Source organism: Prochlorococcus marinus str. SB, from assembly GCF_000760115.1.
Lineage (GTDB): Bacteria > Cyanobacteriota > Cyanobacteriia > PCC-6307 > Cyanobiaceae > Prochlorococcus_A > Prochlorococcus_A marinus_D.
This window is the reverse complement of record NZ_JNAS01000002.1, coordinates 741,258-754,428: the sequence shown is the minus strand read 5'-3', so window position 1 is coordinate 754,428 and position 13,171 is coordinate 741,258. Positions and strand designations below refer to the sequence as shown.

Here is a 13,171-nt window from a genome sequence, read left to right as displayed (position 1 = left end):
TTTGATCAAATCTCAACTTCCCTGCATCGAAATTAATGATTCAGGTTCAAAGGGTATGATCTCAGCTAAGTAAAATTTCTTAGCACCCCTAGTATTTATCTTATTAATAGCTCTTTTCTAAAAATAAGTCATCTCTTATTGTGTGAAAATAAATAAAATCGTTTTATTTATTTTTTTGATAAGACTTTATCTTTTTTAAAATATTTTTTCTATCCAATTGTCTGCTCATACCCCTCTCCAAAATAATTACAATCCCCATTAGGCCAATAGGTAAATAAAAAATCTTCTTGGAATTATCCCTAAATATTAATCCGATGGCAGATATAAAAATCATGAAAGGAGCTACAAAAGATAAAATAAATCTTTTATTAATTTTCATTTGCCAATAGTATTAATTTTTTTATTATTTAATTTTACTATGGATTCTGTTATCACTTTAATTCCAACAGCAATAGCTCTTTCATCCGGATCAAATTTAGAACTATGAAGAGGAGCACATCCATTGGAACTAGAAACCCCAAGCCTAAACATAGCTCCAGGAATTTCATTTAAGAATTCAGCGAAATCCTCAGCTCCTAATGATGGTTTTTGTAATTCGATTACATTTTCTTGACCCAAAACCTTAATTCCCGAATCTCTGAGAACTCGATTAATTTCAGGATTATTATTAACTGCCGGAGTGATTTCTCTAAATATTACTTTTGCTTCAGCTCCGCAACTATTGGCTAAAGAAGTGATATTTTCATTAAGCCAATTACCAATATTCGTAAATACTTTACGATTAGTGCATCTAACAGTACCAATTAAATTAACCTTTTCTGCAAGAACATTGAATGCATTGCCGCCATTTATTTTTCCAAAAGTTATTACTACTGGATCTAGAGGGTCTAACTTCCGTGTTATTGATTCTTGAATTCCCGAGATAACTTTTGAGGCCGCCCAAATGGCATCAACTCCTTCATAAGGTCGAGCACCATGGCCTGATTTTCCTTTAATCTCAACATTAAGTTCTCCCGCAGCTGCAGTTAAACTTCCCTCTTTAATGCCAATAGTCCCTACGGATAAATCGGGGTAGACATGAACTCCAAAAATATGGGTTAAACCATTAGTTGCACCATCCTTAATCATCCATCTAGCTCCACTCGCAATTTCTTCAGCAGGCTGAAAAATTATCCGAGTCCCAAAATTTAATTTTAAATCCTTAATAATTTTTGCGACACCCAATCCAATCGAGATATGCAAATCGTGCCCACAGGCATGCATAACACCATCTACTTTTGAAGAAAAACTTAATTTAGTTTCCTCAAATATTGGCAAAGCATCCATATCCACTCTTAAACCTATAATACCTTTATCTAGGGGGCCAAAATCAGCTATAACTCCAGTCCTACCTATAGATTCTCTAACATTCCAACCAATATCTTTTAAAAAACCACTGATCAAGATTGCTGTTTGATTTTCAAGTCCACTTAATTCCGGATGTTCATGGATATGTCTTCTTAAGTTAATGAGTTCATCATTAAACGAATCAATTTTTTTATATAACTGATTTCTATTCATTACTTATTTTAAATCGATAAAATTCATTAAATCTTTAATTGGTTGAGGAGGCCATCTTCTTACTTCTTTTAACCATACTCCATCACTATATCTAGGATCTAATTCAGTTACCGCTATCCAATTACTCTCTGCTTTACCAGCTTCACCATTAGACCAATTCAAAGCTGTTAAAGCTGCCCTAGCATCTGCAAAAGTTGGATAACGTCTAATTAACTTTATTAATTCTTTTTCAGCTTCATCAATATTTCCCAACTGGAAATCTGCTAACGCCAAACTTGACCTAGCCATAACAAATCCTGGATTATATAAAGCAGCTTTTGAGAATAAATCTCTTGCTTTATCCCAATGGTATGTAGATCCTTCGACGTTAGCTAAATTATATAATGCAGAGAAATTTTTACTATCTAGGGAAATAACGAACATATAATCCTTTTTCGCTTGCGACCATAAACCCAATGCTTCCTCAGCAATACCCCTGTTAATATAAGGATCAATTTCACTAGGATTCAAACTTATTGCCTTATTTTGGTCATCTATTGATCCCTTAACATCTCCTACAACAAGTCTTACATTTCCTCTATTGCTAAAACCTGCAGCATCATCAGGATAAGAATCGAGATATTGATTCCATTCTTGTAAAGCGAGATTAAATTTTCCGCCTGAACTAAGATCTAACGCATTTTTAAACAAATCCTCTCTCGAAGATAATGAATAGCATGGTGCAATATAAAAAATATTGAAAAAAATAAAAATTAATAAAAAACAAACCTTAACTTTTTTAAAAGTTATCATCTTTTGAATCAATGTACTTTTTTCCTAAAGCAGTAAGCAATCTTCCTCGAGGAGTTCTCCTGAGAAAACCAATTTTAATAAGATATGGCTCAACAACAAATTCTAACATTGAAGAATCATCTCCCAACCCAGATGCAATTGAATCAAGGCCAGTTGGAATATTATTATTTTGGTTAAGAAAAGATAAATAGTGTCTATCTAAAGAATCCAATCCTTTTTCATCTATTTGGTAAGAATTTAAAGCTTTTTTTATTAAATTCACTGAAATAGTATTAGTCTTCATAACAACTTGAGCATAATCTCTAACTCGTCTTAATAATCTTAAAGCAATTCTTGGAGTCCCTCGAGATATCTTTGCCAAATCATAAGATGCTTCATCTTCTAAATTGAGGTTTATTAATCGAGAGAAATTAACAATAATTTGTTTTAATTCATCACATGTATAGAATTCAATTTTCTGAGATATCCCAAATCTGTCTCTTAGAGGTGCACTTATTGAGGCTAATTTAGTTGTCGCGCCAATCAGAGTAAACCTAGGAAGATTAATTGTTCTGCAACGGGCTCCTCTATTAGCTCCCATAGTTAAGTCAAGTCTAAAATCCTCCATTGCAGAATATAACAACTCTTCAGTTAACCTATTTAAGCGATGTATCTCATCGATAAATAAAACTTCACCTTCTTTTAATCCAAGAAGTAAACCTACAATATCTCTTGGTCTTTCAATTGCTGGTGCAGTCGCAATCCTACATTTTGTATTCAATTCGTGGGCTATCAAAAAAGCAAGAGTAGTCTTACCTAGACCAGGCTGTCCATATAAAAGAGTATGCTCCAAAGGTTCTTTTCTAATAATTGAAGCATCTATGGCTATTCTTAAAGAAGATTTAAGTTGTTCTTGGCCAATAAATTCTTTTAAATTAAGAGGCCGGGCTAAGTTCAAATTATTATTTCTCTTTTCTTCTGGAATGTTTTTTGAGTCAACTAGCCTAAGTTCTTTTTTACGAAAAGAAAAGTCATTATCGTCTATATTGGAAGAAATTATTGCCATAATGAAAGGTTAATTGCAATTGTTCTGAGTAGAAAGATTTTTTACAACTAAAATGGCAAAAAATTCAAACAAAGTTAAAAAAAATACTAATAAAGCAAATAATTTTAAACTTCTAGCTGATAATAGATATGCAAAATTTCAATATGCAATATCTGAAACAATCGAAGCTGGAATTGAGCTTTTAGGGACTGAAGTAAAGTCCATTAGAAACGGAAAAGCAAATTTAAGAGACGGATACTGTTCATTCAGAGATGGTGAGATCTTATTATTAAATGTTCACATTTCACCACATAAAAATGTGGGGTCTTTCTTTAATCATGATCCACTAAGAAATAGAAAGTTGCTACTACATAAAAAAGAAATAATAAAAATGAAATCTAATACTGAAAAAAAAGGAATGACTATTGTTCCATTATCTCTTTATTTAAAGGGCTCATGGATAAAACTAACTATTGGAGTTGGTAAAGGGAAAAAATTACATGACAAACGACAAGATGAAAAACAAAAAAGCATAAAAAAAGAAATCAACTCGGCACTAAAAAGATAAAAGATTAGTCAGAATTATTGAAAGTATCATTCTAAACTTACTGAAGTTGGAGGTGGTGAAGGATCTGGATCTGCAATTAGCATATGCTGCAATACAGTTTCTGGCCTCTCACTATCTCTCCAGCGAATTTTGTATGCAGGCATTTTTGTACCTCTACTCGTAGTTTGCTCTACTGGTTCAATAACCCATCCTCTTCTTGATCGGCCTTGAGGATTTCTTTTTACTACTGCATCCGCGTGTTTGAAACGGAAACCAACACGTTCACCACTCATTTAAAAATTTCGTATTGGATTAATTTATCTATTTTACTTCATTCGAGGGTAATTTTTAACTTTTTTTGGAAGTTATTTCTGGTTTTAACAATGGGAAAGGGATTACATCTCTAATCGATGCGCTATTAGTAATTAACATAATTAGCCTATCAATGCCTATACCTAATCCTCCCGTAGGCGGCATGCCTATCTCTAAAGCATTTAAAAAATCTTCATCTATACAGTGAGCCTCAAGATCTCCTTCATCTCTAAGAGATTGCTGTAATTGCATTCTTTCTCTTTGATCTACTGGATCTATCAACTCACTAAAAGCATTTGCCAGTTCTCGACCAACAATGAATAATTCAAATCTCTGAACTATTTCTTTATTATCATGATGAGGCCTAGCTAAAGGAGAAATTTCAACAGGATAATCAATAACAAAAGTGGGTTCTATAAGTTTTGATTCTACTTTTTGCTCGAAGACCTCATTTAAAAGTCTTCCTATAGTATTTACTTTATTAGAACAATCAACATTGATATTTTTAACGGCTTGTTTTGCTGCTAGAAAGTCTCCACTGAAAGAATCAAAATCAATCCCTGTATATTTTTTGACAATAGCTTTCATGGATATTCTTGACCAAGGCTTAGAAAAATCAATTTCTTTATTTTGATAATTTATAGTTAAAGACCCACATGCATCAGCTACGATATCTTTAATTAATTCTTCAGTTAAATTCATCATATCTACATAATCAGAATAAGCTTCATAAATTTCCACTGAGGTGAATTCTGGATTATGCCTTGTACTTATCCCCTCATTACGGAAGATTCTTCCCAATTCATAGACTTTCTCAAAACCTCCAACAACCATTCTCTTTAAATGTAATTCTGTAGCTATTCTTAAATACAACGGTATATCTAATGTATTGTGATGAGTTATAAATGGTCTTGCTTCAGCACCACCAGCTTCAGATTGCAGAATTGGAGTCTCTATCTCTAAAAAATTTCTATTATCAAGCCATTTTCTTATAAAACTTATACATTTCGCTCTGGTTTTAAATACATTTTTAGAGTGAGGATTTACTATTAAATCTAAATAACGTTGTCTATATCTTTTTTCAATATCAGTCAATCCATGCCATTTATCTGGGAGAGGTTGTAATGATTTGGATAACATTTCCCATTTTTCTACTTTAATTGAAAGCTCACCTTTATTAGTTTTTTTAATAGTTCCATAGACTCCTATCCAATCACCAATATCTACTATTTCCTTGAGATCTTCAAAAGAAAGTAATTTTTGTTTTTCTAAATTGAAATTAATAATCCTTTTATCTAGATAAAGCTGAATCTGACCTTCTTGATCGCTTATTGTGAAAAAGGCAATTTTGCCCATTACCCTTTTTGCAAGAACTCTACCAGCAATAGAAACACTGAAGTCTTCCTCTTGACCATTTTCTAGATGATCAAATTTTTGAATAAGAAAACTGGTAGTATGTGATACCTTAAAGCTCTGTGCGTAAGAAGCAAATCCTTTATTCACAAGTGAACTAGCTTTTTGTAAGCGCGCTTCTTTTATTTCAGACAAAATTTATTTAAATATATTTGTTTTATTTAATAAAATTATCAGACTATTGCTCAACTTGCCAAAGATGTTGCTGTTTCCCCAACTCTCTGAGATGCGTAACCAATCCCTCTAACAGTTAATATTAATTCTGGATTTCTTGGATCTGGTTCCAATTTACCTCTTAGTCTCGCAACATATACATCTACAACTCTTAAATCTGCCGCTCTACGAGGAGGATAGCCCCACAGCTGTTCCAAAATTTCTGCTCGAGGAACAACCTTACCAGGTTCGTCAAATAATAACTCTAAGAGACTAAATTCAGTATAAGTTAGACTGATTCTATCTCCAGCTCTAGAAACTTGTCTGCGATTAGTATCAACAACTAAACTTCCAAATTTCATAACTCCTTTGCCTGAAGGAACTTCTTTGGTTTCAGTAACGGATACAGTTGGCCCCATTCTTCTCAAAATTGTAGCTATTCTGGCCTCTAACTCTTTTGGGCTAAATGGTTTAGATAAGTAATCATCAGCTCCTAAATCCAAACCTGCAACTCTCTCTGAAATAGCCTCTAGAGCGGTTAAAAATATTATTGGTACTACTGACTCAGCTCTAATTCTTCTACAAACAGCAAATCCATCCATTTTTGGAAGCATAACATCTAGAACTATCAAATCTGGGGAATCCCTGTGAAAAGACTCAAGAGCTTCTTCGCCGTTAGTGGCTGAATATACCTGATATCCTGCTAGTTGAAGCCTAGTAACTAATACCTTCAAAACTGCTGGTTCATCATCAACAACTAAAATTCTTGCTTTTGACATAGTTAAAAAAAGATTTGTCGATATTTCAAAGCAAAGAATTATTGCATTGAACATTTATTCTAACAATTAAAAATATAACATTACGAACCCTCAAAGAGATATTCCTAAGGTTTACAAACATTTTAAATTAATTGAAAATATATAAATTTTTTCAAGCATTTTTTCCTCTTGGCAAAATTTATTACCAAAATTTATTACCAAAATTTTCTTCTTGAAAATTTAAACATCCTTATAAGTTGGGAGCAAATAAAAGGAGCAAACAAACCTGTCAAAAAAACTTCAGCTAAGATATTTTTTACACCTGGAATAAACATTAAAAAATTACCATCTAAAAAATTTCTAAACAAAATTTGTGCAAGATAAAGAGTACCGCATAAAAAACTTCCAAAAGAACAAATTAAACCATACCTAAAATGTCCCACCATAAAATCACTATGTGATTTAATTCTCCCAAAGAAAAATCCACAAAAAATTAGGCCTGGAATTTGAGTAAAACTTTCATTTAAAGTTATGGAATCTAAGATGATACCTAAAAATAAACCAAAAACTAATCCATTAATTGATCCATTAATCATTGCCCAAGGCAATAACCAAAATAACGGCCAATAAGGCTGAACACCTAAAAATCCAAGCCAATTAGGGTGCCACAAAAAAATAATTGGGATAAAAATAAAGCTTATAATGGATAATTTTTTGGTAAAAAATTTATTCATTAAATATTTAATTTCAAAATTTGTACCCAATCAATTACATGAGGTTTTGCTAAAAGTAAAATTTTTGCCGTTTTTTTTGATTTCAACGTCTCATCTATAGATTGAACAATACCAATAGGGATATTTGGAGGTAATAATGTACTAGCAGGAGATGATGATACAAAATCTCCGACTTTAATATCGGCATCTTTTGAATAAAGTATTAGGCTAGGATAATCATCTCCTAAACCGACTAGTAATCCATTGATTTGAATTCTATCCACCCAAACACCTAACTTACTTTCTGGAGAAGTTATTAAAGTTACCGACGAAGTGAATAAAGAAGTATTCTTTACTCTTCCTAATAATCCACCCGGACCAATCACAATATTGCCAATTTCTACTCCATCCTTTGAACCTTTGTTTAAAATTATTTGTCTCCACCAACCTCCTGTTTTTCGCGAAATAACTGCAGCAGAAATATGTTTATCATTCGATGATTCTTGGAGAGATAAGATTTGTCGCAATCTTATATTATCTTTTTTAAGAAGATTAAACTTTATTAAATATTCTTGATCAATACTCTCAAGAACAATTTCTTTTTGAAATTGACCAGGCCAAAAAGGTTTTGAAATAAAATAATAAAAATCTTTATAAAAAGCTCCTTTAGATATTCTTACAAAAACCAAAAATAAAAAAATTGCAAAAAATAGCCAATTTTTCTTTTTATGCCACCAACGACTATTAGAAATTCGTCGGATACCTATCATGACATTAATCTCTTATCGCATTCCTTATGAATTCTGGAGTGTCAACAACTCTTTTGAGTTTTTTAAAATCATCCAACACCTCTCCACAACCATTCACTACGCAAAGCAGTGGGTTTTCTGCTATGTGAGTAAAAATTCCTGTTTCATCGCTCAATAAATCATTAATGCCTCTCACTAAAGCTCCACCACCTGCAAGCATAATCCCTCTATCAACAATATCTGCGGCAAGTTCAGGAGGGGTTCGCTCTAAAGTTCTTTTTACAGCTTCGACTATTTTGCTAAGTGTTTCAGCCATAGCTTCTCTGATTTCTCCTGATGTCAAAGTGACTGATCTAGGTAGACCAGATAAAAGATGTAAACCTCTAACCTCTAAAGTAGTTTTATCAAAATCATCATCTGGAAATGCAGATCCAATTTTTATCTTGATATCTTCTGCAGTTCTCTCTCCAACAACTAAATTGTGAACTTTTTTAAGATAAAGCGCAATTGACTCATTTATTTCATCGCCTGCTATTCGAACAGATTCACTCAAAACAGTTCCTCCTAAACTTAATACTGCAACCTCAGTAGTACCTCCACCAATATCAACAATCATTGTTCCAATTGGCTCAGTTACTGGTAATGATGCTCCTATTGCCGCTGCGACAGGTTCATCTATTAAATGAACTTCTCTAGCTCCCGCTAATCCAGCTTCTCTTACTGCTCTTCGCTCAACACTAGTAACTCCACTTGGAATTCCAATCACTATCCTTGGAGCTACTATCCCCTTGCCTTCATTACATTTTTGAATAAATGTTTTTATCATTTGTTCTGCAGCATCAAAATCTGCGATAACTCCATCTCTTAGTGGTCTTACAGCTCTTATATTGCCAGGGGTCCTTCCTAGCATTAACTTTGCTTCTTTACCAACAGCTAATGGAATCCCTTCTTCTAAGTCCATAGCTACCACAGAAGGTTCCTGTAAAACAACGCCTTTTCCTGATACATGTATAAGAGTGTTGGCAGTTCCCAAATCTATGCCAATATCTCGAGAAAATTTAAATCTGTTAAAAATCACAATAAGAATTTCTTTTTTTAAATAATATATCTATTTTTTGATAAGCTCTCGGAATTCTGGCGTTTAGTTATGAATAGCACGTAAAACTTTGAGCAGAAACTGAAAAAATGAGTATTATAAAAAAAAAAAATTATGGAAATTAACACTATTAACCTTGTTGGCAGAGCAGGAAGAGAACCAGATGTCAGATATTTTGAATCAGGCAGTATAGTAGCGAATTTCACAATTGCAGTTAACAGAAGAAGCAGAGATGAAGAGCCAGATTGGTTTAATTTAGAAATATGGGGCAAGCAAGCACAAATAGCCGCAGATTATGTGAAAAAAGGATCATTAATTGGAATTACAGGAAGCTTTAAAATTGATAGCTGGAAAGATAAAAATACTGGAGAAGATAGATTTAAACCAGTTGTTAGGGTAGATAGATTAAACTTACTAGGCTCACGAAAGGATTCTGATAATAACCAATATTCCAACAGCAATAACTCAAGTGAAATTCCTTTTTAAACTCTATTTTTTTTAAGAAATCTAATAAGTATTCTTATAAAAAAATATAAGAAAATTAAAATTAAAATTGGCTTTACAACATATTTGATTTGATCTAAATAAGTTTGAATAATTGGATAATTTTCACCAAATAAATAACCTGAATAAGTGAGAAGTGCTACCCATATCAGGCTCCCAAATGTAGTCCAAAGCAAAAATTTTCTTAATGGCATAAGTTCTATGCCAGCAGGAACAGATATTAAAGTTCTTATACCTGGTACTAATCTGCCCCAAAAAACTAAAGAAACACCGTATTTATCAAACCATCTTTTACTTTTACTTAAATCACTAGGAGAAATACCCAGATATTTTCCGTTTTTATCTAGAAAATTTGAAAGTCTTTTTTCATTTACTAATCTACCTAAATAGTACCAAGGCAATGATCCTAAAATAGTTCCAAGTAATCCCCAAAAAACTAAAATATAGAAATTTAATTTTTGTTGATAAACAAAAAAACCTCCTAATGGCATTATTATTTCCGAAGGAATTGGAGGTATTATGTTTTCCAAAAACATAGCCAAACAAATAGTGAGGTATGCAATTGTTGAATTCTTTTCAACAGCCAAACTAATATAGTCCGGAATTGAAGTAAGAAAATTTACAAAAATTAAACTCAAACTTAGTATCTATAAAGCTCTGGTTTGTAAGGTCCTTCAACAGAGACATTGATATAGTCAGCTTGTTCCTTAGTTAATTTTGTTAATTTTGCACCAATTTTATCAAGATGTAATCTAGCTACCATTTCATCTAAATGCTTTGGTAAAACATAAACCTCCTTAGCATATTTTTCTGACTTATTGAAAAGTTCGATTTGAGCTAATACTTGGTTAGTAAAAGAATTACTCATAACAAAACTTGGATGTCCAGTGGCACAGCCTAAGTTAACTAATCTACCTTCTGCTAAAAGAATTATTTTATTGCCACTTGGTAAAGTTATGTGATCAACCTGTGGCTTAATATTTTCCCATGGATAATCTTTCAATGAAGCCACATCAATTTCATTATCGAAATGACCAATATTACAAACTATGGCCTCATCTTTCATCTTGACGAGATTTTCGTTTGTAATCACTTGATAGTTCCCAGTTGCTGTAACAAAGATATCTATATCTTCCACAACATCTTCTAACGTAACAACGCTAAAACCTTCCATTGCCGCTTGAAGAGCACAAATTGGATCAACTTCAGCAACTTTTACGATTGCACCAAGTCCACGTAATGATTGAGCTGAGCCCTTACCTACATCTCCAAAACCCATTACTAAGGCAACCTTTCCAGCAATCATCACATCAGTTGCGCGCTTTATGCTATCTACTAAAGATTCGCGGCAGCCATATAAATTATCAAATTTGCTCTTAGTTACTGAATCATTAACGTTAATCGCAGGGAAAGGTAAAGCATTTTGCTTTTGCAGTTGATAAAGTCTTGCGACTCCAGTTGTTGTTTCTTCAGTAACACCAATGATATTACTCTTAATTCTAGAATAGAAGTTACTATCGTTTTCTAATTTAGACTTAATAGAATTGAATAAAGCAATTTCTTCTTCATTTCCGGGATTATCTAAAACAGACAAATCTTTTTCCGCTTTACTGCCGAGTATCAATAAACCAGTTGCATCCCCACCATCATCAAGAATCATATTTGGAGAGTCTGAACCCCAATCAAGGATATAGTGGGTATATTGCCAATATTCGTCAAGAGTCTCACCTTTTTTTGCGTAGACGGAAATTCCTTGATCTGCGATAGCTGCAGCCGCATGATCTTGAGTTGAAAAGATATTACATGAGGCCCATTTCACTTCTGCACCAAGATCAACAAGAGTTTCTATTAAGACTGCTGTCTGAATAGTCATGTGAAGGCTTCCAGCTATTTTTGCACCTTTTAGTGGCTTTTCAGATTGATATTTATCTCTCAAGGCCATTAATCCAGGCATTTCTTTTTCGGCAATTTTAATTTCTTTATGTCCAAAATCTGATAAAGATATATCAGTAATCACGTAATTAGGTGTAGAGGTTTTAACTGAATTTGCAATAACCATATCTAGTAAATACTTTATCTATTAAACTATAAATGATTTTTGAATAAATTTGTGTTTGTTGAGAATTTAGAAGAAACTTTAAATCTAGGAAAAAAACTCTCTCGCAAATTAAATCCCCAATCAATTGTTTTATTACAGGGTCCAATTGGGGCTGGAAAAACCTCATTTGTTCAAGGGATTGCTAAAGGCTTGTCAATTTCTGAGGACATTACAAGCCCTACATTTGCTTTATCGCATCATTACAACTCCGGAAGAATTCCACTAATTCATCTTGATTTATACAGGTTAAAAAATATTACTTCAGCGAAAGAAGTTTTTTTTTCAGAAGAAGAAGAGGCAATACAAAAGAAAGCCATTTTAGTTATTGAATGGCCAGAATTAATAGAACCAGTTATTGATAATTTCTGGAAAATAGAAATTAGTTACGCAAAAAATTTCGGGAGAAACTACGAAATAAGAGATCCCAAAAATTTATTAGCCTCCTCATAATTTGGCTGTTGATCGATGGCGCCTTCGCCAAGACAAGTTAATAATCCACAAACACCTGCGAACTTAATGCAATCTTCTATCTCTTCTTCATTTGAAGGATAGCCAAAAGAAATTAATTTTGAAATAAAGCCAGCCAGAAAAGCATCGCCTGCGCCAGTTGTATCAACAATTTTTTGTGAAGTAAGAGTTTCGGTAATTCCCTGCAATCCGTTGATATACCATAAAACGGGATTTTTTCCATCAGTTATTATTACATCTGGTCTATTAGACAATTGTTGAGATATTAGCAAGGGATTTTCATCCTCAAAAAACAAAGTTGCTTCTTCCTTAGCAAGCTTTAAAACATTTGCATGATTTAAAAAATTCTTAATTAATTTCACTCTACCCGCTTTACTAATTTCTGATGAAAAACTTGCATGATCCCAAAAGACCTCTCTCCAATTCAAATCAATAACTATTTTGACTTCAAATTTATTAGCCTGTTCCACAAGAAAAAAAACAGTCTCTGCTGATATTGGAGATGATAATAAGATAGTTCCTGTAACCAAATATTTTATTTCTAAAAAAGATTTCTCCAAACTTAAAATTTCTTTTTCTAATAATTTCTTCCTAAGAACTTCGTCTGCAAAGCATGAATTAGAACTTTTCTCAAAGCCTGAAAAAAAACGATCACCAAATTGATCTCTATCTACATTAACCACGCGAGTAGATGAATCATTATCTAATTGCAAGAAATCTAAATTAACTCCCAATTGATCAAATTGCGTAATAAATTTTTTTCCATAATCATCATTACCCAAACTTCCTATAAATGTTGAATCTATTTTTAATTTTCTTAATGCACAAGCAACATTAGCCGGCGCACCACCCAAAAAATCTGTAAATCCTTGATTTGACTTATTTCTGATTCTGTCTATTAAAGCCTCTCCAATACATATGACCTTTCTCTTTTTCATAAGTGAACGCTTTTTCTTAACTAAGGATAATTTATTAAAAACGAAT

15 protein-coding genes are annotated in these 13,171 nt (G+C 32.7%); 3 read left to right on the top strand and 12 right to left on the bottom strand.

The genetic code is table 11. The features are described from left to right. Window positions 1–375 precede the first annotated feature (375 nt). From EV02_RS02435 to ruvB, 3 genes are read right to left on the bottom strand one after another with little or no spacing between them, the layout of a single operon-like run. Window positions 376–1,560, bottom strand: a complete 1,185-nt coding sequence (locus EV02_RS02435; RefSeq protein WP_032519995.1) for an amidohydrolase — start codon at window positions 1,558–1,560, stop codon at window positions 376–378. A 3-nt stretch (window positions 1,561–1,563) separates the two neighbouring features. Further along, complete coding sequence (locus tag EV02_RS02440; protein ID WP_032519993.1) at window positions 1,564–2,352, bottom strand: tetratricopeptide repeat protein; 789 nt, start codon at window positions 2,350–2,352, stop codon at window positions 1,564–1,566. Continuing rightward, window positions 2,339–3,397, bottom strand: coding sequence for a Holliday junction branch migration DNA helicase RuvB (ruvB, locus tag EV02_RS02445; protein ID WP_032519992.1), 1,059 nt, complete (start codon window positions 3,395–3,397; stop codon window positions 2,339–2,341). The genes EV02_RS02440 and ruvB overlap by 14 nt, the downstream gene beginning before the upstream one ends. Window positions 3,398–3,449: 52 nt before the next feature. Here ruvB and smpB point away from each other — a divergent pair, with 52 nt between their 5' ends. Next, window positions 3,450–3,944, top strand: a complete 495-nt coding sequence (smpB, locus tag EV02_RS02450; RefSeq protein WP_011819228.1) for an SsrA-binding protein SmpB — start codon at window positions 3,450–3,452, stop codon at window positions 3,942–3,944. Window positions 3,945–3,970: 26 nt separating this feature from the next. On the opposite strand, the gene EV02_RS02455 is transcribed toward smpB, so the two are convergent. The 6 genes from EV02_RS02455 to EV02_RS02480 all read right to left on the bottom strand — a co-directional run bounded on the left by EV02_RS02455 (window position 3,971) and on the right by EV02_RS02480 (window position 9,099). Then, window positions 3,971–4,216 (bottom strand): hypothetical protein, encoded by a 246-nt coding sequence (locus EV02_RS02455; RefSeq protein WP_032519991.1) that lies wholly within the window; start codon window positions 4,214–4,216, stop codon window positions 3,971–3,973. 55 nt (window positions 4,217–4,271) lie between these two features. Further along, on the bottom strand, window positions 4,272–5,783 hold the full coding sequence (lysS, locus tag EV02_RS02460) for a lysine--tRNA ligase (RefSeq protein ID WP_032519990.1): 1,512 nt from the start codon (window positions 5,781–5,783) through the stop codon (window positions 4,272–4,274). A gap of 50 nt (window positions 5,784–5,833) precedes the next feature. Beyond that, window positions 5,834–6,580, bottom strand: a complete 747-nt coding sequence (gene rpaB / locus EV02_RS02465; protein ID WP_011819231.1) for a response regulator transcription factor RpaB — start codon at window positions 6,578–6,580, stop codon at window positions 5,834–5,836. Window positions 6,581–6,774: 194 nt separating this feature from the next. Continuing rightward, window positions 6,775–7,293, bottom strand: coding sequence for a hypothetical protein (locus EV02_RS02470; RefSeq protein WP_032520498.1), 519 nt, complete (start codon window positions 7,291–7,293; stop codon window positions 6,775–6,777). Further along, the gene (mreC, locus tag EV02_RS02475) at window positions 7,293–8,042 is read right to left on the bottom strand and encodes a rod shape-determining protein MreC (RefSeq protein WP_032519988.1); all 750 of its coding nucleotides are present in this window, start codon (window positions 8,040–8,042) and stop codon (window positions 7,293–7,295) included. Before mreC ends, EV02_RS02470 begins: the two co-directional genes overlap by 1 nt. A gap of 4 nt (window positions 8,043–8,046) precedes the next feature. Then, window positions 8,047–9,099 (bottom strand): rod shape-determining protein, encoded by a 1,053-nt coding sequence (locus EV02_RS02480; protein WP_011819234.1) that lies wholly within the window; start codon window positions 9,097–9,099, stop codon window positions 8,047–8,049. 132 nt (window positions 9,100–9,231) lie between these two features. Between EV02_RS02480 and EV02_RS02485 the strand changes: the two genes are divergently transcribed. Next, window positions 9,232–9,603 (top strand): single-stranded DNA-binding protein, encoded by a 372-nt coding sequence (locus EV02_RS02485; protein WP_011819235.1) that lies wholly within the window; start codon window positions 9,232–9,234, stop codon window positions 9,601–9,603. Here EV02_RS02485 and EV02_RS02490 read toward each other — a convergent pair. After that, window positions 9,600–10,259 carry a DedA family protein gene (locus tag EV02_RS02490; protein ID WP_032519986.1) on the bottom strand — a complete coding sequence of 220 codons (660 nt, stop codon included), beginning with the start codon at window positions 10,257–10,259 and terminating at the stop codon, window positions 9,600–9,602. The genes EV02_RS02485 and EV02_RS02490 overlap by 4 nt on opposite strands. Window positions 10,260–10,261: 2 nt before the next feature. After that, the gene (gene ahcY / locus EV02_RS02495; RefSeq protein WP_032519985.1) at window positions 10,262–11,680 is read right to left on the bottom strand and encodes an adenosylhomocysteinase; all 1,419 of its coding nucleotides are present in this window, start codon (window positions 11,678–11,680) and stop codon (window positions 10,262–10,264) included. 51 nt (window positions 11,681–11,731) lie between these two features. On the opposite strand from ahcY, the gene tsaE reads away from it, so the two are divergent. Continuing rightward, window positions 11,732–12,169: a tRNA (adenosine(37)-N6)-threonylcarbamoyltransferase complex ATPase subunit type 1 TsaE gene (gene tsaE / locus EV02_RS02500; RefSeq protein WP_032519984.1), complete on the top strand. Its 438-nt coding sequence runs from the start codon at window positions 11,732–11,734 to the stop codon at window positions 12,167–12,169. Here the strand turns inward: tsaE and EV02_RS02505 are convergent. Next, window positions 12,127–13,125 (bottom strand): carbohydrate kinase family protein, encoded by a 999-nt coding sequence (locus EV02_RS02505; RefSeq protein WP_032519983.1) that lies wholly within the window; start codon window positions 13,123–13,125, stop codon window positions 12,127–12,129. The two genes, tsaE and EV02_RS02505, sit on opposite strands and share 43 nt — an antisense overlap. Between the last annotated feature and the right edge of the window lie 46 nt (window positions 13,126–13,171).

Coding starts and splice junctions, on each gene's coding strand:
- EV02_RS02435 (WP_032519995.1), bottom strand. CDS start 1,560: ATGAATAGAAATCAGTTATATAAAAAAATTGATTCGTTTAATGATGAA.
- EV02_RS02440 (WP_032519993.1), bottom strand. CDS start 2,352: ATGATAACTTTTAAAAAAGTTAAGGTTTGTTTTTTATTAATTTTTATT.
- ruvB (WP_032519992.1), bottom strand. CDS start 3,397: ATGGCAATAATTTCTTCCAATATAGACGATAATGACTTTTCTTTTCGT.
- smpB (WP_011819228.1), top strand. CDS start 3,450: ATGGCAAAAAATTCAAACAAAGTTAAAAAAAATACTAATAAAGCAAAT.
- EV02_RS02455 (WP_032519991.1), bottom strand. CDS start 4,216: ATGAGTGGTGAACGTGTTGGTTTCCGTTTCAAACACGCGGATGCAGTA.
- rpaB (WP_011819231.1), bottom strand. CDS start 6,580: ATGTCAAAAGCAAGAATTTTAGTTGTTGATGATGAACCAGCAGTTTTG.
- EV02_RS02470 (WP_032520498.1), bottom strand. CDS start 7,293: ATGAATAAATTTTTTACCAAAAAATTATCCATTATAAGCTTTATTTTT.
- mreC (WP_032519988.1), bottom strand. CDS start 8,042: ATGATAGGTATCCGACGAATTTCTAATAGTCGTTGGTGGCATAAAAAG.
- EV02_RS02485 (WP_011819235.1), top strand. CDS start 9,232: ATGGAAATTAACACTATTAACCTTGTTGGCAGAGCAGGAAGAGAACCA.
- ahcY (WP_032519985.1), bottom strand. CDS start 11,680: ATGGTTATTGCAAATTCAGTTAAAACCTCTACACCTAATTACGTGATT.
- EV02_RS02505 (WP_032519983.1), bottom strand. CDS start 13,125: ATGAAAAAGAGAAAGGTCATATGTATTGGAGAGGCTTTAATAGACAGA.